Source organism: Candidatus Pantoea rara, assembly GCF_051136265.1.
Lineage (GTDB): Bacteria > Pseudomonadota > Gammaproteobacteria > Enterobacterales > Enterobacteriaceae > Pantoea > Pantoea rara.
Genome location: NZ_CP194942.1, coordinates 3,849,773 through 3,871,492 on the forward strand (window position 1 = coordinate 3,849,773; position 21,720 = coordinate 3,871,492).

General features: G+C 56.9%; 14 protein-coding genes. 5 read left to right on the plus strand and 9 right to left on the minus strand.

Annotated features, from left to right (window positions below):
* Nucleotides 1-11: 11 nt before the first annotated feature.
* On the plus strand, nt 12-944 hold the full coding sequence (locus tag ACR8BF_RS18155) for a sugar kinase (protein ID WP_179898997.1): 933 nt from the start codon (nt 12-14) through the stop codon (nt 942-944).
* A 524-nt stretch (nt 945-1,468) separates the two neighbouring features.
* Nucleotides 1,469-2,341: an alpha/beta hydrolase gene (locus ACR8BF_RS18160; RefSeq protein WP_179898996.1), complete on the plus strand. Its 873-nt coding sequence runs from the start codon at nt 1,469-1,471 to the stop codon at nt 2,339-2,341.
* A gap of 2 nt (nt 2,342-2,343) precedes the next feature.
* Here the strand turns inward: ACR8BF_RS18160 and ACR8BF_RS18165 are convergent, their stop codons facing one another.
* The 8 genes from ACR8BF_RS18165 to bcsR form a co-directional block, all read right to left on the minus strand.
* The gene (locus ACR8BF_RS18165; protein ID WP_179898995.1) at nt 2,344-3,834 is read right to left on the minus strand and encodes a M16 family metallopeptidase; all 1,491 of its coding nucleotides are present in this window, start codon (nt 3,832-3,834) and stop codon (nt 2,344-2,346) included.
* A gap of 245 nt (nt 3,835-4,079) precedes the next feature.
* A complete protein-coding gene (locus tag ACR8BF_RS18170; protein ID WP_313701250.1) occupies nt 4,080-5,369 on the minus strand; it encodes a dicarboxylate/amino acid:cation symporter in 1,290 nt (429 codons plus the stop codon).
* A 225-nt stretch (nt 5,370-5,594) separates the two neighbouring features.
* Nucleotides 5,595-7,601, minus strand: coding sequence for a biofilm formation regulator HmsP (gene hmsP, locus ACR8BF_RS18175; protein ID WP_434745368.1), 2,007 nt, complete (start codon nt 7,599-7,601; stop codon nt 5,595-5,597).
* Nucleotides 7,602-7,717: 116 nt separating this feature from the next.
* A complete protein-coding gene (gene bcsC, locus ACR8BF_RS18180) occupies nt 7,718-11,185 on the minus strand; it encodes a cellulose synthase complex outer membrane protein BcsC (RefSeq protein WP_434745369.1) in 3,468 nt (1,155 codons plus the stop codon).
* On the minus strand, nt 11,178-13,466 hold the full coding sequence (bcsB, locus tag ACR8BF_RS18185) for a cellulose biosynthesis cyclic di-GMP-binding regulatory protein BcsB (protein WP_434745370.1): 2,289 nt from the start codon (nt 13,464-13,466) through the stop codon (nt 11,178-11,180). The genes bcsC and bcsB overlap by 8 nt, the downstream gene beginning before the upstream one ends.
* 4 nt (nt 13,467-13,470) lie before the next feature.
* Nucleotides 13,471-16,074 (minus strand): UDP-forming cellulose synthase catalytic subunit, encoded by a 2,604-nt coding sequence (gene bcsA / locus ACR8BF_RS18190; protein WP_434745371.1) that lies wholly within the window; start codon nt 16,072-16,074, stop codon nt 13,471-13,473.
* Nucleotides 16,071-16,802 (minus strand): cellulose biosynthesis protein BcsQ, encoded by a 732-nt coding sequence (gene bcsQ / locus ACR8BF_RS18195; protein ID WP_434745372.1) that lies wholly within the window; start codon nt 16,800-16,802, stop codon nt 16,071-16,073. Before bcsQ ends, bcsA begins: the two co-directional genes overlap by 4 nt.
* Nucleotides 16,802-16,999, minus strand: coding sequence for a cellulose biosynthesis protein BcsR (bcsR, locus tag ACR8BF_RS18200; protein ID WP_434745373.1), 198 nt, complete (start codon nt 16,997-16,999; stop codon nt 16,802-16,804). The genes bcsQ and bcsR overlap by 1 nt, the downstream gene beginning before the upstream one ends.
* A gap of 202 nt (nt 17,000-17,201) precedes the next feature.
* Here bcsR and bcsE point away from each other — a divergent pair, with 202 nt between their 5' ends.
* Genes bcsE through bcsG form a run of 3 tightly spaced genes read left to right on the plus strand, consistent with a single transcriptional unit; the run spans nt 17,202 to nt 20,592 of the window.
* The gene (bcsE, locus tag ACR8BF_RS18205) at nt 17,202-18,737 is read left to right on the plus strand and encodes a cellulose biosynthesis protein BcsE (protein WP_434745374.1); all 1,536 of its coding nucleotides are present in this window, start codon (nt 17,202-17,204) and stop codon (nt 18,735-18,737) included.
* Nucleotides 18,737-18,925: a cellulose biosynthesis protein BcsF gene (bcsF, locus tag ACR8BF_RS18210; protein WP_434745375.1), complete on the plus strand. Its 189-nt coding sequence runs from the start codon at nt 18,737-18,739 to the stop codon at nt 18,923-18,925. The genes bcsE and bcsF overlap by 1 nt, the downstream gene beginning before the upstream one ends.
* A complete protein-coding gene (bcsG, locus tag ACR8BF_RS18215) occupies nt 18,925-20,592 on the plus strand; it encodes a cellulose biosynthesis protein BcsG (RefSeq protein WP_434745376.1) in 1,668 nt (555 codons plus the stop codon). The genes bcsF and bcsG overlap by 1 nt, the downstream gene beginning before the upstream one ends.
* 115 nt (nt 20,593-20,707) lie before the next feature.
* On the opposite strand, the gene ACR8BF_RS18220 is transcribed toward bcsG, so the two are convergent.
* Complete coding sequence (locus ACR8BF_RS18220) at nt 20,708-21,715, minus strand: glycosyl hydrolase family 8 (protein WP_313701239.1); 1,008 nt, start codon at nt 21,713-21,715, stop codon at nt 20,708-20,710.
* Nucleotides 21,716-21,720: the final 5 nt, after the last annotated feature.

The following is a 21,720-nucleotide window of genomic DNA, read 5'->3' on the forward strand; positions in this document are numbered from 1 at the left end:
GGTCTGAAACCATGACGCAGAAGAAAATCGCCATCATTGGCGAATGCATGATTGAGCTGTCCGAAAAAGGTGAGAACATTAAACGTGGCTTTGGCGGCGATACACTCAACACCGCCGTTTATCTCGCCCGCCAGGTTGATGAGCAGCAATTGCGGGTCGATTATGTCACTGCGCTGGGGACGGATTCGTTCAGCGATCAGATGATCGCGGCCTGGCAGCAGGAGAAGGTGAATACGGATCTGATTCAGCGCCTCGATAATAAGATGCCGGGCCTGTATGTGATTGAAACGGATGACGATGGCGAGCGTACTTTCTGGTACTGGCGCAGTGATGCTGCCGCGCGTTACTGGCTGGATAGCCCGCAATCTGCGGACATAGCCGAACAGCTGTCGCACTACGATTATCTCTATCTTAGCGGGATCAGTCTGGCGATTCTGCCGCCTGCCAGCCGTGAGAAGCTGATGGCGCTACTGGCCCGTTGCCGGTCAAATGGCGGCAAGGTGATTTTTGATAACAATTACCGCCCGCGTTTATGGGCCGATCGGGCCACTGCGCAGGCTGCTTATCGCGCGATGCTGAACTGTACCGATATCGCCTTCCTGACCCTGGATGATGAGCATCTGCTGTGGGGCGAAGAGCCGCTGGAAGAGGTTATCGCCCGTACCCGTCAGGCCGGTGCCAGCGAAATCGTGATTAAGCGTGGTGCCGACTCCTGTCTGGTGGCCACCGGCGACACGCCGCTGATTGATGTACCTGCGGTGCGTCTGGCGAAAGAGAAAGTGATCGATACCACCGCTGCCGGTGATTCATTCAGTGCCGGGTATCTGGCGCGCCGTCTGACTGGCGCCTCAGCTGAGTCTGCTGCACAGCGCGGACACCTGACGGCCAGCACCGTGATTCAGCATCGCGGCGCGATTATTCCGGCAGAGGCGATGCCTGACTGACAGGCAGAGCGGCAATACAGGCACTGATAATGCCGATGCCATAAAAATGCGCCCCTAGGCGCATTTTTTTTGCTGGCAACCTGTGGCTGGTTCGCTGTCCGGACAAGACGGGCAACTCAGGAATGGCTGATGATGAGACTGGCCCTTAAGTCTCTCAAGCAAGGCGGCTGTAACCCTGGCGCTAAAATCATTATGTCGCCTTAACAGCAGACAGCGTGATATCCGGTAAATTGCGACGAGTAAAGCGGACCGTGCCAGCCATTTACCTTAAGCTGCAAAATAGTAATTAATAACGGACTTCATGCGGCAATCCTCTTTAACCTCGCTTATAATTTAATGATTAAAATTAATCATTTATACAAACAGATCCATCACCAGGCATAGTCCGAATATGGTCAGATTTGCCTTTTTCGGATGGACGACCGCCTGAAAAAAGACCATCTTTTAATCAAAAGACAGCAGGACGCTGTTCTCTCCGGCCGCGAACAAAACAATTAAAATATTCCCCGCATCAGGATCTATTTATGCACACAGAGATTATTAATATCTGGCCACACGGTGATGCGCCAGGCGCCAGCGATTCGCGCGCAGAGCCGCAGATCGTCGATATGGCAAAAGAGTATGAGCCTTACGATCGCGCAGCAACCGGCGTACGTTGCCCGGAGATGGCGATCTGGCATCCGATTGAATCAAACGGGATCACCCTGCTGGTTGCACCAGGCGGTGGCTATCAGCGCGTGATGATCGATCGTGAAGGCAGCGCCCTGGCGACCTTCTTTACGTCGATGGGTTATACGCTGGCGGTCATGACTTATCGACTGCCCTATGACGGGCATCACGAAGGTCCCGATGCGCCGCTGGCTGATGCACAGCGCGCAGTTCGCGTTCTGCGTGATCGTGCACAGCGTGGTCTGAACGGTAAATACATTGTGATGATGGGCTTTTCGGCGGGTGGCCACGTGGCGGCCAGTCTGGGGACCCGTTTCGCAGAGAAACTTTATCCGGTGCAGGATGGCGCAGAGAACTTCTCGCCGCGTCCGGATGCGATGATACTGGTCTATCCGCTGATCAGCATGCGTGATGGCATTGCCCATGAAGGTGCCAGAACCCGCCTGCTGGGTGCGTGGCCGGATCAGAAAACCATTGAAGCCTATTCAATGGAAACCCGGGTTCATCCGCTGGTGCCACCGACACTGCTGATCCACGCCGCTGACGATGATGATGTCTCAGTGAATCACAGCATGGCGTTTTTTGGTGCGCTGCGTGAGCATAAGGTTCCGGCAGAGGTACATTTCTATCAGAAAGGGGGGCACGGATTTGGTATCCGTGGCGTAGCAGATTTGCCCCTCGCCAGCTGGCCGATGTTAGTGACCGAGTGGCTCAGGGCAAAAACCTGATATTACGCAGCTGGCGGAACGTCTTTGACGTTACTATCCGGCGGACTGGCTTCAGTGCTGGTCGCCGGTGCCGCTGGCGGTGACATCACTTTATCCCAGCTGTTTTGCAGGCTCTTCACGTTGGTTTCCGCTTCGCCTTCCGGCTGGATCAGAACCATCATCAGTTCCTGCGTCAGTTGCTGGCGCAGCTCCTGGTTCAACTGTTCACGGGTCAGGCCGGCCAGGAAAGTCTGACGCAGCTTCTGATACTGCTCAGGCGCAATATCGACCACGGCGTTCTGCTGAGATCGCAGGCGCTGGCTCATCAGCACGTCGGTATCAGTGCGGGCATAGGTGGTAAACAGCTTATTCAGCTCCAGCAGCTTCTGCGCCATCAGCGCATCAAATTCCTCCTGCGGAATGCCTTTATCACGCACGTTCGCCAGCTCGCGCGCCACCAGGTTCATATTCTGCGCCAGATTGTCGTTGCGCCCGTCCATGTTGATCGAGCACTGCGCACGCTGATAGAGCACACGGCAATCAAATCCGACCTGTATGCCCTGTGCCTTGCTGTCGCTGAGCGCACGCTGAACATGCCAGAACAGGGCTTCACGGGCCAGGTCGCCCTGCCAGTAACGTTGCAGATTCTGGGAGTCACGAATCGGCTGCCACGGCGTATCCCACACCAGTGAGAGACGATCCTGCGTCATGTTGCTGCTGACCAGATTCACCGGCTCGTGCGGCAGCGGCGACAGAGTCGGCAGTGGCGCAGGCGTTTCACGCTTGCCGGTTAATGCCGAGAAGGTTTTGTTGATCTGCTCAGAGAGGTTGCGGCTGTCGACATTCCCTACCACGTAGAGCGTCATCGCATCCGGGGTGTACCACTGATGATAAAAATCGTTGAGCTGAGTTAAATCGACGGGTGCGCGCGGTTGTGCTGCGGGATCGTGCGCCAGCAGCGCAGAACCTTTCAGGCGGTAGCGCCACCAGACATCCTGAGAATCTTTCGGCCAGGTCGCGACCGGATCGGAGGCTGTCAGCGCGGTATTGACCACCTGTTCAGTGATAGCCATATTGCCCGCCGTGGCCGCCAGCCAGTTCAGCGCCTCTTTCAGCAACTCGGGGCGGTTATTCGGCAGACTCAGATTATATTGGGTGGAATCATAGGAGGTGATGACCGGCGGCAGCGGGTGCTGAGGATCCATCGCCTGTTGCCATAAAGCACGCTGTTGATTGTTATCGAGCGCGGTGTTGTGCACCATCGCCAGGCGCGGCAGCAGATGGCTGAAGCCGGTCTGCTGCGAACTCTCCACCAGCGAACCGGTGTTCACCACCAGCCGCAGTTCAATGCGGTCGCTTGGACGTTGCGGTGTGGCCAGTAACTGCCAGTTAAATCCATTATCCAGCTTGCCTTCCTGCCAGGCCGGATCGGGTTGCAGCGTTTCTGCCTGGAGACCAAAGCTGCCTGCCAGCACTAATCCACCAACCAAAAGTCGAATTCTGGTGCCCTGCATGTGAACCCCTACTCAAATAATTCAAATATCGTTATCACTGGCGCATATTGCCGCTGTTATTAACGAATCGGCTGGCGCCGAATCGCGCTGTTATCCAACAACAAAGTGTTTGACCACAGGAAGCGCAGGATGTCGCGTAACGAAGTGAAAAACGTCAAAAAAACAAGTGGGGTTTATTATGCAAATGCCCGCTGTCAGGGCAAGCGACAGCGGGCATTTGTGGGAATTTAAGTGAAATTCAATGATTAAATTGAAGATTCAGACGCTTTATTCTCCTTATTCCGGCCTGCCAGCGTATCAGTCAGCTGTTTGTGATCCAACTGGTCGACCCACTTCGCCACCACCACGGTCGCCACACCGTTACCGATCAGGTTGGTCAGCGCACGGGCTTCGGACATAAAGCGGTCAATACCGAGAATCAGCGCCAGACCCGCCACCGGCAGATGTCCCACCGCAGAGAGCGTCGCCGCCAGCACGATGAATCCGCTTCCGGTTACGCCCGCCGCCCCTTTGGAAGAGAGCAGCAGCACCACCAGCAGCGTAATCTGATGGAAGATATCCATGTGTGCATTGGTCGCCTGAGCGATAAATACCGCCGCCATGGTCAGGTAAATCGAGGTGCCGTCGAGGTTAAAGGAGTAACCGGTGGGAATCACCAGCCCGACTACCGACTTTTTGCAGCCCAGCTTCTCCATCTTATCCAGCATGCGTGGCAGCGCAGACTCAGATGAGGACGTCCCCAGCACAATCAGCAGCTCTTCTTTGATATAGGCGATGAACTTAAAGATGCTGAACCCGGCGAACAGACGCGCAATCAGCCCCAGCACAACCACCACAAACAGAATACAGGTGATATAGAAGCAGATGATCAACTGGCCGAGCTGCACCAGTGAACCCACGCCATACTTACCAATAGTGAAAGCCATTGCGCCAAATGCCCCGATCGGTGCCAGACGCATGATCATATTGATAATGCCGAAAACTACTTGTGAGAAGCTTTCAATCACGTTGAAAATCAGCGTGCCGGTTTTGCCCAGACGATGCAGGGCAAAACCAAACAGAATGGCAAACAGCAGTACCTGCAGAATGTTGCCGCTGGCAAAGGCGCCAATCACGCTGTTAGGAATAATATCCAGCAGGAAAGCGACGACACCCTGTTGCTCTGCCTGCTGGGCGTACATCGCCACAGCTTTGGCATCCAGCGTGGCAGGATCAACGTTCATCCCGGCACCTGGCTGCACCACGTTCACTACGATCAGGCCGATAATCAGCGCGATGGTACTGACAATTTCAAAATAGAGCAGCGCAACCGCGCCGGTCCGTCCTACCGCTTTCATGCTTTCCATGCCAGCGATGCCGGTGACCACGGTACAGAAAATTACCGGGGCGATAATCATCTTGATTAACTTAACAAAGGCATCTCCCAGAGGCTTCATCTGGGTCCCTAACTCCGGGTAAAAATGGCCTAACAAAACGCCGATGCCAATCGCCATCAGCACCTGGAAATAAAGGCTTTTAAAAAGTGAGGTTTTCATAAACAGGTGTCCACTAACGCCGTGAGGTGATGTTGTCGGATTCGTTATTGTGACGGTCAGGCAACACAGGCAGCGCCTGACAGTAACCCGAAAATAACACTCTGTTTACGTGATTAATACAGGGTGACAAACGCCCAGGAAACCCTGGGATCGTATTTCTGAACTGAAACGCTTCAGCACGGGGTTTTGTAACTAAAATTCTCGCAAAATCAATGAATCAGGCAATTATTGCGGCAGTGAGGAGTTTTCAATCCACATCTGATTGAATCGGGCCAGAGGCAGGGCTTCAGCATAGAGATAACCCTGTCCGATAGCGATACCACGCGCCACCAGCCAGTCGCGCTGCTCCGCAGTTTCAACGCCTTCGGCAATCACTTCCAGATGGATAATCTCGGCGATGGCCGCCACGATGCGGACCATGGTGTCGTCATGCGGCAGCGCCGCCACAAAGCTGCGATCCATCTTTAGCTTGTTCACCGGCAATGCTTTCAGCTGATGCAGATAGTTCAGGTTGGAGTAACCCATGCCAAAGTCATCCAGCGCCACAGCGACACCGGTCTGCTGCAACAGTCGCAATATCGACATCGCCTGTTCCGCATTTTCAAGCTGAGCCGTCTCTGTCACTTCCAGCACCAGCGTATCGGGTGCGATGCGATGGCGCGTCAGCAGGGATTGCAGATGGGAGACCACGCCAGTATCACGGAGTTGTACAGCGGACATATTTACACTCAGCGGCAGCATAATGCCCTGTCGCTGCCAGCCTGCCAGAATGCGGCACGCCTCTTCAAATACCCATCGGCCAATCGCGCTGATCACGCCAATCTCTTCGGCGCCGGCAATGAACTCTTCGGTCAGACCATAACTGCCATCTGGCTGGCGCATACGCAACAGCGCTTCCGCGCCGGTTAACGTGCCGGTGCGCATATCGACCTGCGGTTGCAGATAAAGCGCGAACTGCTCATCGTGCAGCCCCTGCAGAATGTCATGTTCCTGTGTCAGACGTTTCTGCGCACGCTCGGTCAGCGCGGCGTCAAAGAACAGGATCTGATTTTTGCCCTGATGACGGGCCGACATCATCGCCGAGGTCGCGCGGTCAAGCAGCTCATTCGCACTCAGCGGCCGATCGTCGCGCAATGCCAGACCGATGCTGAGGTTAGGGCGCAGTTGCAGCTGATGCAGATTAACCGGCTGATTCAGGCGAATCATCATATTGCGCGCCAGACGCAGCGCGCGAAACGGATTACTGGCACGCTTCATTAACAGGACAAAGTCGCTGGTCCCGGTCTGCGCCAGAAGAGTATGGTCATCCAGGGTATGACGAATCTTCTCCACCAGCGTCAGCATCAGCGTATCGCGCTGCTCATCGCTCAGTACGCCGTTAGCTTCCTGCAGAGTTTCAATACGAATCACCATCAGGCCCAGTGGCTGTTCAGGATGACACATGAACTGTTCGACCAGCGCCAGAAACAGGGTACGGTTGGGCAGATCGGTGACAGGAAAATGGGTGGTCAGCCGGCTCATCTCGTCATGTATCGACTCCAGCACCTGCTGATTGCGGTTGTAGCTGCGCACCAGCATGCCGATTTCGTCATCGCGGTGGCTCTGCGGCAGCGAAAGTTTGTGCGTCAGAATCGACTGCGGCGGCAGCTCCTGTAGCTCACGGGAGAGATTGCGCAGCGGATGTACCACCAGCCGGTTAATACACCAGCTAATCGCCACAGACAGAATCAGCGCCAGCAGCAGATAGGTGATAATCATGGTCGAGAGCGTGCTGAGGATAAACTGGTAGACGCGCGTCGAGTTAGCCTGCAACACCAGATAGGCCAGTGGCTTCGGCATCCCGGTGTTTTCGACGGAATAGAGCGGCAGAGTAATCTGCACCGGCAGCTCAAACAGGCGGGCGACCAGACGCGGCACCGGTTTTTCCACCTCGAAGTCGGCATGCAGTGCCTGGAACGCATTCGGTAGCACCACATCGGCGCGCGATAAAATACCGGCCGGTTTCAGCGAGTGAAGAATGCGTTCGGCCTGAGAAATATCGGCGCGCAGCACGGCTTCCGACAACGGCTGGCGGACGGTATGCGCGATATTCTCCATCTGCTGGGCGTAGTCAATCCTGCGCTGCTGCACAAAATGAAACAGTTGGATGACGATAAAGATGCTGATGGTGATAACCGCAACCAGCGAAACTGTCGCCATCTGCTTTATCGTAAGTGACCGGCTTACGCGCAAAAATTCTCTCCTGACGATGAAAAAAGCCCAGATAGCAGACAGTACAATGCCCGCCAGTATATCTCATAAACTGACTTTTTTACCGTCTGAAAAGTCCGGCTTTTTCCCGGTCGGGATTATTTAAAATCTGCGTAAGGCACCAGCGGCTGTGGCGGCATGTCCAGATCCCCTTCCCAGCCTCCGGCTGCATAGCGCACATAGAGCAGACCGTGGCTCGGGGTATAATCTTTCGCCTGCTGAATATCAACACCTGCCCCAACAAACCAGCCCGATGTCAGCCGCCGCTCAACCACCGCCTGTAGCGTGTAGCCGATACCCCCGCCGGCGCTGCTGGCAGAAGAGGGATTGCTGGCAAGTGCGAAGCCAGGATTGACCGGATAACGCTGCTGCGCATCTGTTTTCGAATGTGACCACGAAACTGAACCGCCCAAATCAAATGACCAGTTCTCTGTACGCTGCCGCCAGGTGACCGGCACAGCAAAGGAGAGATATTGCTGCGGACTGTAGTAGCCGCCCTGGCCGAAGGTGTAATCGCTGAGATCCTTCTGATAGTGCCAGAGCATGCTGTTCAGCCCGACGGTCGCACGGCGGTTATCGCTGTTGATCAGCTTGTAGTAATAGCCGCCCATCAGGCGTTCGCGGCTGTTATCGGCAACATTTTTACCGGTTATCTGATGCGCACTGATGTCGCCCCAGACGCCATGCGCCCCGCCCTGATCGTAACTCAGCCCGATGCTGCCGCCCGTAGCCACCACGCCGCCCCAGCTTTTACCCCCGCTGGCTGCCGGATCGCGCGTCCCGGCATAGGAAAGCAGCGAACTGGCAATCGGCCTGCGTGAGGCGGTCAGCGTCACACCCAGCTGTTTCACGTCGGTTTTCCAGCTCAGGCCGCCTGTCCAGTTAGTGACTTCGAAACCCAGCGGCGTAGTGCCGAGGTCGGCAGACCAGATCGCATTATGCCAGCCAGCGGCCAGCGCCGTGCCTTTGTCTCGCTGGTGAGTCTGAGAATTACAGCCGCCGGAATTCGCATCGTCACAGCTGCCAAACTGTTCGTCGAAGCTGCCATTACGGGTGGTAAAGGTTCCTGCGGAGACGTCAACCTGGTCGAGCCGGAAAAAGCCGCGCCCACTGGCAAACGGATGTTCCGCCTGCAGCATGGTGGTGTGCGCCGTAAAATCAGAGATGCCGCCCGTGCCGCTGTTGCGTGAATAGTCCTGCTGCACCGTCAGTGTGGTTTGCTGCTGACGGTAGAGATCGGCCGTGTCGCTGCGCAGGCTGCGTTTCAGCCAGTCATCCTGCGGATCGCTGCGGGTGGCGCGGCTGATATTGCCACTGCTATCCATACCGCTGGCCGTCATCGCCTGACGATAATCGGCCAGCGCCTGTTCAGGCTGCTGCTGCACACGCTCAAGCCGTGCCGCATCACGAAACACCAGTGCCTTGTCCTGTGAAGGCGGCAGCGAGGCGGCGCGCTGTTTCAGATCGGTAAACAGCACCGCAGCCCGCGTGGTTTCACCCACCGCCTGCCACGCCAGCGCAGCACGGCGATCTGCATTCACAGTCGCCTGCACCGGCGGTTGTTGCGCCAGAGCCAGTCGTGCTTCGCTGTTGCGCTGCAGGGCTACCAGCGCATCAATCCGTCCCAGTGCCGCATCGCCGTTGCCCGGCTCACGCGACAGCACCTGCTGATAGCTCGTCAGCGCCTGCTGCGCATCACCACGTGCCAGTGCCCAGTCGGCCAGCGTCAGGTCGCGTCGGCTGGAAACCGGCTGCTGATCAAGCAACGTCACCGCCGCCTGCTCCTGACCTGCGGCACGCAGTACCTCGGCCTGCGCAAAGATCTGATTCTGATTCAGACGATCAGCCAGCTGGTGCATATCGCTGCTCCACTGCGCGTCAGGCAGACGGTGCAGCGTGGCCATAGCCTCGCTGTCGTTATCGTTGCCCGAGAACCAGAGTGCGGTCGCGTAAAGTGCAGTCGCGTCCTGCGGATGCTGCTGAAGGACCGCGCGCATCACTGCATTCGCCTGCGGCACGTCACCACTATTACGCAACGCGCCAGCCAGCCGGTAACTGAGCCAGACGTCATCTGGTGCCAGATCCCGTGCCTGGCGATATTTATCTGCGGCCTGCGACCAGCGAGCCTGCTGCGCCAGTGCATCCGCCTCAGCGCGCAGGCTATCGCTGCGCAGCGTCCGGATGGTGTCGGCCAGCGCGCGCTGTTGTGCGACGGGTAAGGTATTAATAAATTCCAGCTCGCGGGCGGGTGACGCCGCCTGATAAAGCCCGGCCAGCCGACGCACTGCGGTGATGTTCGTGCCATCAAGCCGTCGCGCATTCTGCCAGAACTGTTCAGCCGCGGTCGTATCTTTGCGCGCCATCGCCACATCGCCCAGGCCAATCAGGGCATAGCTGTCGCTACTGTCATACTTTTGCGCTGCGCGATAGTGCTGTTCTGCACCCTCAATGTCCTGCTTCGCCAGCGCTTTATCACCCTGCTCTATCGCCAGCCAGTAGCGATTGCTCTGCAGCAGCGACTGCCATTTGCCGATCAGTGTGCTCTGCTGACCCGCTTTGATGGCGCGTTCCAGCCAGATAATCGCCGCTTCGCGGTGACCCGCGCGGGCCTGGGTCTGCCCCATTGCACCCATTAATTCGGGATCATCGGGATTGGCTTTCAGCGCCCGATCAAGGGTGACCATTGCGTTGTTAACATTGCCTGCGTCAACCAGCGCCAGGGCACGCGTCCGTTCGCGGTAAGCGGGATCGGCCAGCATCGTCTGCTGCTTCGATAGCGCCTCCGTGCCCTGCTGATAGGCATCACCCTCGGTGAAAACGGCCAGATAAGCCTTTAGCTGTGCCACGCTGCTATCGCTGACTGGCTGATCCCTGATCTGCTGCAGCCAGAGATCGGCGGCGGCGGCACGCCCGCCATTGCTGTTTGCCAGCTTTTTCAGTTGAGCGATGGCCTTTTCTGGCTGCTGTTGCGTAAACGCCATACGGGCAATCTGTAGCTCAACCCCGATATTGCCCGGATAGCGTTGTTCCAGAGCCTGAAGCTGCTGATAAGCCCTATCCTCCTGACCGGGAAGACGCGCCAGCAGCCGCCAGTACTCCAGAGCGGTGTTCGGATCGGGAAAGACGCCGTTGAACAGCGCATCGTAGGCACTTTTCGCCTCCGTCAGGCGGCCAGACGTGGCCAGCAGGCGCGCCTGCTGCAACTGCTGCCGTCCATCGGATGACGTCAGCGCCAGGCCGACGGCTGATTCACGCGTCTCTGCCGAGTCTGGTGCGACCTTTTTCAGTTGATCCAGCAGCAACTGCGCGCCGGGAATATCGCCCTGGTGCAGCGCCAGCCGCAGACGCGCTGCCAGCACCTGCGGATTATCGGGATCGATCTTCTCAAGCCGATAGAGCGATTGCTGTACCAGATCGTATTTATTGGTCGACTCGCCGGTGCGGACCTGCGCCAGCAGCCACTCGACCGGCGAGACTTCTGGTCCGTCAGTCGGTGCGGCCAGCCCCGGCAGCGCACTTAGCGCACCGAGCAGCATGCCCGCCCGCAGCACCTGAGCGTTATTCATCTTCATCCAGTAAACGACGACGGGTAATAATTCGCATCAGACGCCAGGTCATCAGCGCGAACAGCACCACCACAAAGAGTGCGCAGAGTGCCAGCCAGAAGGGATGGGTCGAGAGTAGCGACCAGAGACGCTCCCACCACGGCAGATGACCGACGTAGTAGCTCTCGCCAACCCGCAGACTGTTAACTCCTGACTCGCGGATAATCGCGGTGGAGCCAGACATTGCGCCACGCTTATTGCTGTCACTCATTGCCTCGTTGAGCAGTTGCCAGCCACGCGGCGTGCCATCCGCGAGCAGTGCAACCACGCTGCGCTGATCGTAAAACGGTGACTGGAAGCCGATCACCGTTGCCAGCGGGCCGCGGGAGCTGATGGCAACGGTGCTTTCTGCCGTCTGATCGCGACCACTTTGCGGATTCATCGGCGGCGTGATCCGTCGCACAGGTTCTTTCAGCCAGCTGGCGGTGGCGTCGACCAGCGCCGGGATCCGCTGTTCATCCTGAAGATCGTTGGGGATGACACCGATCATCAGCAGATCCACATCCTGCGTCTTCGCCGTGGCCCAGTCATCGGTCAACTGAACGCGCAGTGCCGGATAGCCGGTCTGTGCGCCACTATTGCCCATCGCATTCAACAATGTGCTGACCTGCTGGACGTCTGGTTTTGGCGGCATCAGCACCAGAGTTTGCGCCAGATCGGCATAACGGCTGAACGGGAAGCCCGCATTTGCCCAGGCACGCAGTGACGGCATTTCGATGTAGTGGCGATAGCCAGAAAAATCGATGCTGGAACTGTCGTCCACCACCACATGATGGCCGACCGGCGTCACGGTTTCACAACGCCCGTCAGCGTTGCCACCAATAAAGGTGTTGGCATAGTCAAAATCGAAGCGCAGCTGGTTCACCACACCCAGACGTAAAGCCGGAATCAGCAGTTCATGGTTTTTGTCCAGCATTCCCTGAATCAGGGGAATATGCAGCAACTGCTGACCGGCCGTGTTTTTAGGCGGTAGCGGATAATCCTGGATGAACTGATTATTCAGGTTCACCGCCAGCCGTGAGCCATCCGACTGGAAAGGCGCGGTATAGCGATAGCTCAGATCCATGTCAATGCCGCGCGCGCGAACCAGAAAAAGATCGGGCGGCAGATTCAGCGTCAGGCTGATGGGATTAGGCTGTACACCATCAGACTGCAACTGATTCTCATACTGCGTCAGCTCAGCAAAAGTAGTGCGACGATCGGTTCTTACCCAGTTGGGTGCATCATACGCCTGGCGTGGGGAGAGCAGCTTAACGCTGTCGATGGTTGAGATATCACCGCGCAGCAACAACTCACCCTGCGCAATGCCCTGTACCGCTGTCAGTAAATCGTCGTCGTTGCGTCCCAGGATCAGCAGCATTTTTTCATAGGGACTGTCAGGCTGACTTATTATCTCCACGGTCGGCTTCACGACCGGCGGCAAATCTTTCAGGAAATCCGGGCGCGCATCGTTGGTGGCAAACACCACGGCATGCTGCTGTTGCGGCAGCTGATTGTAGAGCACCGGAAAGCGCTGTCCGCGCCAGGCGGCTTTGCTGCCGAACCAGGAGGCAAGAATCGCTGCAGCCCGCTGTTGCTTTATATCCGGCTGGGCGGCAAACACCATCGGCAGGGTCAACGGTCGCGTATCGCGTGTATCAAAAAAGGGTTCAGGAAAATGGGAAAGGTCATTTTTCAGCGGCAGTTTTTGCAGCGTCAGATCGATGCCGCTCTCTTTGCCGATATCGAGCCAGATTGTGCTGTTGGCCGGATTTTCGCAGATATTGGCGTAGTGGCCGACCAGCTCAAAGCGCACGCGGTTAAAGTCGGCAATATAGCGAGGATCGATCGCCAGCTGCGTTTTAATCTCTTTACCCGGCTGGTCCGGCGTGATGGTGATCAGACCGATCAGCTCATCGTTGAGATAAACCTTCAGCTGCGACAGCACAGGTAGCAGCGCAGGCGAGGGCCGGTAGGTGAGATTAAGCAGCGCACGCGTCACCACCTCATCGCTACGCACCCCAAACTCGATCTGCCCGCTGGTACGCGTTCCGCTCAGCGTCATGCTGCCCGGCGGCGGTGCCAGCTTAACAAAACTCAGCTGACTGTTACGCAGCGGCGCAGCAGGCTGCTGCGGCAAAGATTGCACTGCGGTTTCTCCGGGGATACTGACCGGCATATTTTCCTGTGCCAGGGCGCAGCTCAGTGTTGTGGAACCCAACAGCAGCGCAGCGACCCACCTGTTTACTCTCGTTATCGTCATATCATCAACTCAATGCGTTTTTTGAAGCTGGCACACGTCCGATGCCTTGCGGCAACAGCGAAGCCAGCCAGCTCACCCCAGCGGTAAGCAGGTTAAACAGCCGACGTAACTGCGGCGGGCCATATTCCGCCAGGCGCAGGTAACCTTTGAAACCGAGAATCATGATATCGGCGAGACTTTGCACCGGTTTATCTTCCGGAAAACCGTCCTGCCACAGCGCCCAGGTATCAGCGCGGGCGAAGGTACACTGGATAAATTCAATATGCTGCTGGGTGGTCAGCTGATGGAGACGGACGCCAGCCCGATGGCCAAAGACACGCTGCACCTGACAGGGGAAGCTGAACTCCTGCTGTCCACGCCGCAGCAGCAGCCACACTTTTTCATTCTCCCGCAGGGCGTCCGGTTCGCGCAGCTCCAGCCCGACGCCGCCATCCGAGTAGTCACGCAGCGTACAGGGCAACATATGGCCATCTTCGCGTGCGATGGCAGCCGGCATGGCGATCTCTACGCGGTGCGCCTCGCGGATCTGCCGTGCTTCAACCGAAACCGCCACCGCACCACCAAGAATAATCATGTTGTAGAGCACCCAGATCAGGCTTACGCAGACGGTCAGTATCTCGTTGGCCGGACCATGCTGCATGCGCCAGAACGCCATCAACACGCCCGCCACATTGAGCAGCACCAGCAACATATAGGGCTTGGTTATCACCCAGTCCAGATGCTGCTCCTCTACCAGTCCGCCTTTTGCGGTGACGTTAAACTTACCCTTGTGAGGATTGAACAGCGCCACGGTGGTCGGGCGGGCGATATACCAGGCCAGCACCGTCTCGTAAACTTCGCTCCAGAAAGAGTGACGCCAGCGCCCCTGAATACGCGAGTTGGTGAGGCTGGTATGCAGCATGTGAGGTAAAACATAGATGGCGATCGCCAGCGCAGGCGCATAGATGATGTAGGCATGGCAGAGTAAAAACGCCAGCGGTGCCAGCAGGAAGATCAGCCGCGGAATGCCGGACAAAAAGTGCAGCATGGCATTGGCATAACAGAGCCGCTGCACCCACTTCAACCCTTTACCAAACAACGGGTTATCAAGGCGGAAAATCTGCACCATCCCGCGTGCCCAGCGAATACGCTGTCCGATATGCGCTGACAGGCTTTCGGTCGCCAGCCCGGCCGCCTGAGGAATGCGAATGTAGGCCGAGGTGTAGCCACGCCGGTGCAGACGCAGCGAGGTATGGGCATCTTCAGTTACGGTTTCTACGGCAATACCACCAATCTCTTCCAGCGCGGTGCGGCGCAGAATGGCGCAGGAGCCGCAGAAGAAGGTGGCGTCCCAGGTATCGTTACCGTCCTGCACCAGCCCGTAAAAGAGCGAACCTTCGTTCGGCGTCCGGCGAAACCGCCCGAGATTGCGCTCAAACGGATCGGGTGAAAAGAAGTGATGCGGCGTCTGCAGCATCGCCAGCCGGGGATCTTTGATAAACCAGCCCATGGCCATCTGTAAAAAAGCGCGTGTCGGCACATGGTCGCAGTCAAAGATCGACACGAAGTCGCTGCGGCAGTACTTTTTCAGCGCGTGGTTGATGTTGCCCGCCTTGGCATGTTCGTTAGAGGGACGCACCACATAGTGAATGCCGATGCTGGTGGCAAACTCGCGGAATTCCGGTCGGTTGCCGTCGTCGAGCAGATAGATATTCAGGCGATCTTTTGGCCAGTCGATACCCAGCGCAGCATAAAGTGTCGGTCTGACAACGCTGAGCGGTTCGTTATAGGTCGGCACCAGCAGGTCCACCGATGGCCACTGCGAACGGTCAGCCGGCATAGAGACGGGCTGCCGGTTAAGCGGCCACAGCGTCTGGAAATAGCCCAGCACCAGTACCACCCAGGCGTAGGTCTCTGCTGCAATGAGCAGCAGCCCAAAGATCAGGCTCAGCGGATCGTCCCAGTTCAGCGTCGAGGTATAGCGCCACCAGAGGTAGCGGCATGACACGGTCAGGGACAGCACGATCAGCATCATGGTAGGAAAACGACCCGGGATGCGCCGGACCAGCATCGCCAGCCCCCAGAGCAGTACGACAAAAATAAACTGCGTCATCAGACCAAAGGGCTGGCTGATACAGATCAGCGCCAGCACGGAGGCAAAGAGAGCCATCACGACAAAGAGGCTGCGTCGCATCAGCGGCGACAGGCGCTTCAGTCGCTGTTCGAAACGCGTATCAATGCTCCGGGTTTGCGAGCGGGCAATAACATTGTCCAGCCAGCGATAGCCGTGCTGGCGCCAGCCAGAAAGTGCGCTCAGGCCTTTCACGCCATCGCGGGCGCCTGCCTGGGGTAGCCGGATCACCATCAGCCAGAGTGTCTGAATCAGATAACGTAAGATATCCAGCGGACGCGGACGTTCCGGTGAGATGTGCGGATAGAGGCGGCGGCGCTGCTGAATCACGCTCTGCCAGCCCGGGCTTTCGAAGCGCAGCAGCATCAGGCCCAGAACAGACCAGAAAAGATGAAGTGCACTGGCGAAGCGGGAAGCGCCATTGCCTCGCGCGGTGGTATAGCCCCGATGCAGCGATTGCCAGGCGGGCGCAGTTAACAGCCAGCGCAACGGATTCAAGAACTCACTCCCTTCAGATTGAGCAGCAGCCAGTTAGCCAGCGTGATGATCTCCTCGCTGGCTAACGCATGTGGCCGGTATTCACCGACAGGCTGCTTCATCATCAGCGCTTCTGCCAGCGCCTCATCGCGATGGATCAGTAGCGGTATCAGCTGCGTCAGTGACGCCATCCAGAGCTGATGCAGATCCTGCTGCAGACGGCTGTTGGCGTTAAACTGATTGATAACAAAGCGGGTTCGTGCCGGAAAGCAGTGCTGACTAAGGCGCAAATGACAATTGGCGTCTGGCTGGGTGACGCACAGTATGCCGTCCAGCTGCGGATAGAGTGTTTCATGCCACGGCAGAGAGTCGGCAGGCAGATCAAAAATAATCCACTGATAGCGTGCCTGCAGGTCCGGCAATGCGTGGAGCAGCGGTGCGGCGACCGCTTCATTCTGACGGGTAATAGTCAAAGAATGCTGATGAGAAAGCACACCATGCGGCAGCAAATCAGGCCCATGGGGATAGCGCAGCGCGCTGTGCTGCCAGTCACCCCCTTCGCACAATGCTTTCATCCAGCCATTCTCCTGCTGAGCGGGCAGATTGAAATGCACGCCGAGCTGACTGATCGGCGAGCCATCGATCAGCAACACCCGCTCGCCGAGCGCCGCCAGCGCCCAGCCCACGCCGGCACAAAGAGACGTCGTACCGACACCGCCCCGCACGCCCTGAAGTGCTATCAGCGGCATCAGTGAGATTGCTCAGGCTGGGTGGGGACCGTTTCCGCTATCAGCGGCCAGCGCGACACAATCTCTTTCAGGCGTTCTTCGCGCGCAATGTCGACATAGCGAAAAGCGTGCAAAGAAAAGGCATCACGCAAAGCACTAATATCATCCTGACGATCGCCATCATCAGCCTCAGGGATATGAAGATTTTGGTTTTTCATTATTGTTCGCCAAAGATAAAACAATGTCAGACTCAGAATAGCCGTCTGTGCGTAAAAAAGAGGTTGAAAAACCTTTTCCAGAAACGCTGCATTTGCCGGACGTTGTGAGCCATTCTGTCATTAGCAATGTTTAAATTTCTCAGGTTACATCCTGGCCTGTCTATAATAAGCTAGCCTGGACTGGAAAAATAACGAATTCAATATGAAAAATTCTTTTTCGCTAGGGCTGTTGCATGTTCAGCCTGAATTAACGGCATTGCAAACGCCTGGCTGTTATTGGGTGACGTGTGCACGGCAGGATGACGCCCGCACGTTTATTCGCCAGGTGATTTCACATCAGCAGGCCGTCACGCTGATCAGCGCTGATCAACCGCCTCGTGATCTCCTGACGCCTGACCCGATCGGCGGCCCCGACCGTATACCGCTGTTTTCTCTTTCCAAAAGCAAACGAAGCCTTTTGCAGCTGGAAAGTGATTTTCTGCGCACGCTCGGCAGTAAAAATGGACTGGTGATATTTAACAGCAGCGCGGCGCAGTGGGATAAGCTTGATGACGCCGAATTAACCCGGTGGATAAAGGGTATGCGCCGCACGCTGCATAAAAGAAAACTCACGCTTTTAATCATCACCTCCGGCACCACCATAATAAATCTGAGTAATAATCTTCAGCGTTATTTTCGTCAGCTGGATGGCGTTGCGCATTTGAGCTTTCAGCAGGACAGCTGGCAATATCGAATTAACTGGTGGTATGCCGCAGAACGCCTGCTCGCCGATCGTGCAATACGTCTCGGCTATGAAGAGGATCGTTTCTTTACCTTAAATGAAAAGCAGGAACCGTTGAGCCTTAATGACGAACAACATTATCTCGCGGACAAAGTCGTGCTTGAGGGCGCACCACCGCTTTCACGCCAGTGGCAACTGTTTGATGATAATGAGCAGGTCTGGTTCCGCGCACAACAGGCCAATGCCGCGACGGTGATTTTCAGTCTGACCCGCAGCGACTACATCAGCGAACTGGCGAAGATGGTGCACAGCCTGCGTCGTGCTCGCGGCAACGGAATGAAAATTGTGGTACGTGAAATGGGTGCCAGCCTGCGCTATAGCGACGAGCGCCTGCTGCTGGCCTGCGGAGTCAACACCATTGTGCCGGCTAACGCAGCCATGTCGCGCTTTCTGACCACACTGGAAGGTCTTCAGGGACAGGTGTTTAACCGTCGCGTTCCCGCCAGTCTTGAGGCGTTAACCGCCTCGCTGCAGCCGCTGCATGAGAAAGGCTACCTGCGGCTTGACGCCTTCTGTCAGTCAGTCAGCCAGTTGATCAGTAATACCTTACTGCCGGAAAATGATAAGGGCCTGCTGGTGGCATTGCGGCCAGTGCCGCAGCTCAAACCCCAGCAGATTCTGACGCTCTGTAAGCCGCGCCGCTTCGGCGACCTGGTCACGGTGCTGGAAGATCGCGTCATACTTTTTCTCTCTTCCTGCCGCTATAACGATCTTGATAAGGCATTGAAATATATATTTTCACTGCCTCACGATGAGCTGTTTGCAAACCGGATGGTCTGGTTCGAGGATAATCAGATTCTTGCGGAAGTCAGCAATATCAAAAAACTGACGCCGATGGCGATTCAGGACCTGATGCCAGCCCCGGAGATGACGCGCGCCGCCATTGAGAGCCGGAGCGAAACGCTGGCACGCTCAGCACCACTGCCCATCATTTTATTGCCGGAGAATAAAGCCTGATGAATCTGATGGACTGGGTACAGATTGCGCTACTGATCCTTCTTATCCTGCTGTTTTTAAAGCCGTTATATCGTCAATGGTTACCGCGTCGCTGGAACGGCATCATGAATCGCCTGTTGCCTGCACGCGCGCTTAAATCGGAAGGCCACTGGCAGCGAAAATCCTCTGAAACGGATGCAAAAAATTAATGAATAGTGATCAACCTGTGGCGGCCTCCTCTTCCAGCTTCTGGTCTTCCTGGCGCGGACTGGGTGGCTGGAATTTTTACTTTTTAGTGAAGTTCGCCCTGCTTTGGTACGGCTATCTCAACTTTCACGCCCTGAGCAACCTGGTGTTTCTCGCCTGGCTGCTCTTACCGCTGCCGTCGTTACGTCTGCATCGCCTTCGCCACTGGGCCTCAATCCCTATTGGTTTCGCACTGTTATGGCATGACACCTGGCTGCCGGGACTCAGCAGCATCCTCAGCCAGGGCGATCAGCTGGCGGGCTTCTCCGCCGCCTATCTTCTCGATCTGGCAGACCGGTTTATCAACTGGCAAATGGTGGGCGCGCTCTTTGTCCTGCTGGTTCTCTATCTTTTTGTTGCGCAGTGGGTTCGTATCACGGTGCTGGTTTCGTTGATGCTCATCTGGCTCAACGTGCTGACCATCGCGGGTCCGGCAATGTCGCTGCTGCCGACCCGCGCAGCCACTCCGCAGGTGGTCCTGAATCAGACGCCCGCCGCTGCCAACAGCCAGGCCGCTCCCGTGCCGGACGGACTCGATCAGTCAGCCGCGCCCACCAGTGCCAGCCTGACCGCCTGGCTCAGCCGTTTTTATGAGAGTGAGCGCAAGCGTGTTACCCATTTCCCTGACAGCCTGCCTGCCGATTCGCAGCCGTTCGACATTCTGGTTATCAACATCTGTTCACTCGCCTGGTCGGATATGGATGCCTCGCAGCTGCGTAATCATCCCCTGTGGCAGCACTTTGACATTATGCTGACGAACTATAACTCCGCCACCAGTTACAGCGGGCCGGCGGGGATTCGTCTGCTGCGTGCCAGCTGCGGTCAGACCTCACACAGCGACCTCTACAAACCCACCGATTCACGCTGCTATCTGTTTGATAATCTGGCGAAACTGGGCTTTAAAGAGCAGCTGATGATGGATCACACCGGGGTGTTTGGTAATTATCTCAAAGAGTTGCGCGAAGGCGGGGATATTCAGGCACCGCTGATGTCGCAGGCGGGCATTGCGCCGGAACTGACCTCATTCGACGGCTCGCCAGTGCTCAACGATGCTCAGCTGATGCAGCGCTGGCTCGACGATCGCAGCAAAAGCAGCGATGCCCGCAGCGCCACCTTCTATAACCTGATCCCGCTGCACGACGGCACCCGTGAAATGGGCAGCACTAAAACCGCCCCGTGGAAGCCGCGCGCTCAGTTGCTGTTTGATCAGATCGACGCCTTCCTCACTCAGCTGGAGAAGTCGGGCCGTCGGGTGATGGTGCTGGTGGTGCCGGAGCATGGTGCAGCATTGCAGGGTGACAAGATGCAGATGTCGGGTCTGCGCGACATTCCCAGCCCTGACATCACGCATGTGCCGGTAGGGATTAAGTTTGTTGGCATGAAAGCCCCGCATCAGGGACAGCCTCTGAATATAGATGCACCGACCAGCCTGTTGGCAATCTCAGAAATTGTCTCCCGCGTGGTGGATGGGCAGGTCTTTAATGCGCCGAATGTGAATATGTCGGTGCTGACGGACAAGCTGCCCCAGACGCCAGTGGTGTCGGAAAACGACGGTGCTGTGGTGATGATGTATCAGGGCAAGCCCTGGATCAGGCTCAACGGCGGCGACTGGGTGCGCTATCCGGAGTAACGCATCACCGCCGGAAAGCAGAAGTGCGGGTCAGGCGCCGCTTAGCGCCTGACCCATTTTTATCGTGTTACTGTCGGCAGCAGGATAGCGGCCAGCGCCGCCGTTCTGCCTGTTATCAGCGCTTCTCCTGAAACGCCTGCCAGGTCAGCAGCTGCAGACTGGCAGAAAAGTAGTTCTGATCCGCAGCCAGCTTATCACTCAGATAGCCGGTCTCATTCAGCGTCAGGTCACGCACCGCCAGCAGACCGCCCTCAAGATGATAAGGAGCAGGCGCATTTGCCAGCACATCGAACCAGGCGGGGGTCAGCATACGGCTGTAACCCTGCCAGACGCGCTGAAACGGCACCAGCGCCAGACTGTGCGGGTCATACCACCAGATGTTCAGCGGTACGCGAATCGCGTCGTAACTGAAGCGGTTTGAGTAGCCTACCGCGGGTGCAACCGAACCGTCGGCATTCAGCGCAACCCAGTCCAGCGGCAGACCGGTTTTGCCAAAGCTCAGCTTACCCAGCAGATCAAAACCATCATTAATCAGCTTATCCCAGACCTGCAGATGACTGCGCTCGCCAAACTCCCGCCACGCCTGAAACAGGAAATAGGAGGGGTTAAGCACCACATAGCTGGTTTTATTAAAACCCTGCGCGCCCGGCAGCAGGACGGTATGGCCGCCAAAGCTCGTGACATCCCGCTTGATGATCGCGCGCTGAATACGGTCAGACGCCTGCTGGTAGCTCTCCACCTGCCATTTCTGAGCAGCACGCTGTAGCGCCCAGGCCAGCAGCACATCACCATCCGAGGCGTTATTTTTGTCGGCAACCGGGTTATCACTGCCTGGCACATAGCGCCAGTAAAAGAGATCGGTCTGTGGATTTTGCAGCTGGGTGCGCGTCCACTGCCACAGCCGATCGAAGGTGGCACGATCGTTGTTGGCCACCGCCAGCAACATGCCATAACCCTGACCTTCGGTGTGACTGACATTGTTATTGGCGGTGTCCGTGATCCGCCCTTCCGCGGTCAAAAAGCGGCTTTTAAACGTGTCCCAGCCGCTGGCACTCGCCTGCGCGCTGCAGGCCAGCAGTAAAACAGAGCAGATCCAGCCCATCCAGAATGGCTTACGTTTCATTTTCG

Bases quoted from the DNA above. Each gene is read 5' to 3' on its own strand.
- ACR8BF_RS18155 (WP_179898997.1), top strand. From the start codon at position 12: ATGACGCAGAAGAAAATCGCCATCATTGGCGAATGCATGATTGAGCTG.
- ACR8BF_RS18160 (WP_179898996.1), top strand. From the start codon at position 1,469: ATGCACACAGAGATTATTAATATCTGGCCACACGGTGATGCGCCAGGC.
- ACR8BF_RS18165 (WP_179898995.1), bottom strand. From the start codon at position 3,834: ATGCAGGGCACCAGAATTCGACTTTTGGTTGGTGGATTAGTGCTGGCA.
- ACR8BF_RS18170 (WP_313701250.1), bottom strand. From the start codon at position 5,369: ATGAAAACCTCACTTTTTAAAAGCCTTTATTTCCAGGTGCTGATGGCG.
- bcsC (WP_434745369.1), bottom strand. From the start codon at position 11,185: ATGAATAACGCTCAGGTGCTGCGGGCGGGCATGCTGCTCGGTGCGCTA.
- bcsB (WP_434745370.1), bottom strand. From the start codon at position 13,466: ATGACGATAACGAGAGTAAACAGGTGGGTCGCTGCGCTGCTGTTGGGT.
- bcsQ (WP_434745372.1), bottom strand. From the start codon at position 16,802: ATGCCGCTGATAGCACTTCAGGGCGTGCGGGGCGGTGTCGGTACGACG.
- bcsR (WP_434745373.1), bottom strand. From the start codon at position 16,999: ATGAAAAACCAAAATCTTCATATCCCTGAGGCTGATGATGGCGATCGT.
- bcsE (WP_434745374.1), top strand. From the start codon at position 17,202: ATGAAAAATTCTTTTTCGCTAGGGCTGTTGCATGTTCAGCCTGAATTA.
- bcsF (WP_434745375.1), top strand. From the start codon at position 18,737: ATGAATCTGATGGACTGGGTACAGATTGCGCTACTGATCCTTCTTATC.
- bcsG (WP_434745376.1), top strand. From the start codon at position 18,925: ATGAATAGTGATCAACCTGTGGCGGCCTCCTCTTCCAGCTTCTGGTCT.
- ACR8BF_RS18220 (WP_313701239.1), bottom strand. From the start codon at position 21,715: ATGAAACGTAAGCCATTCTGGATGGGCTGGATCTGCTCTGTTTTACTG.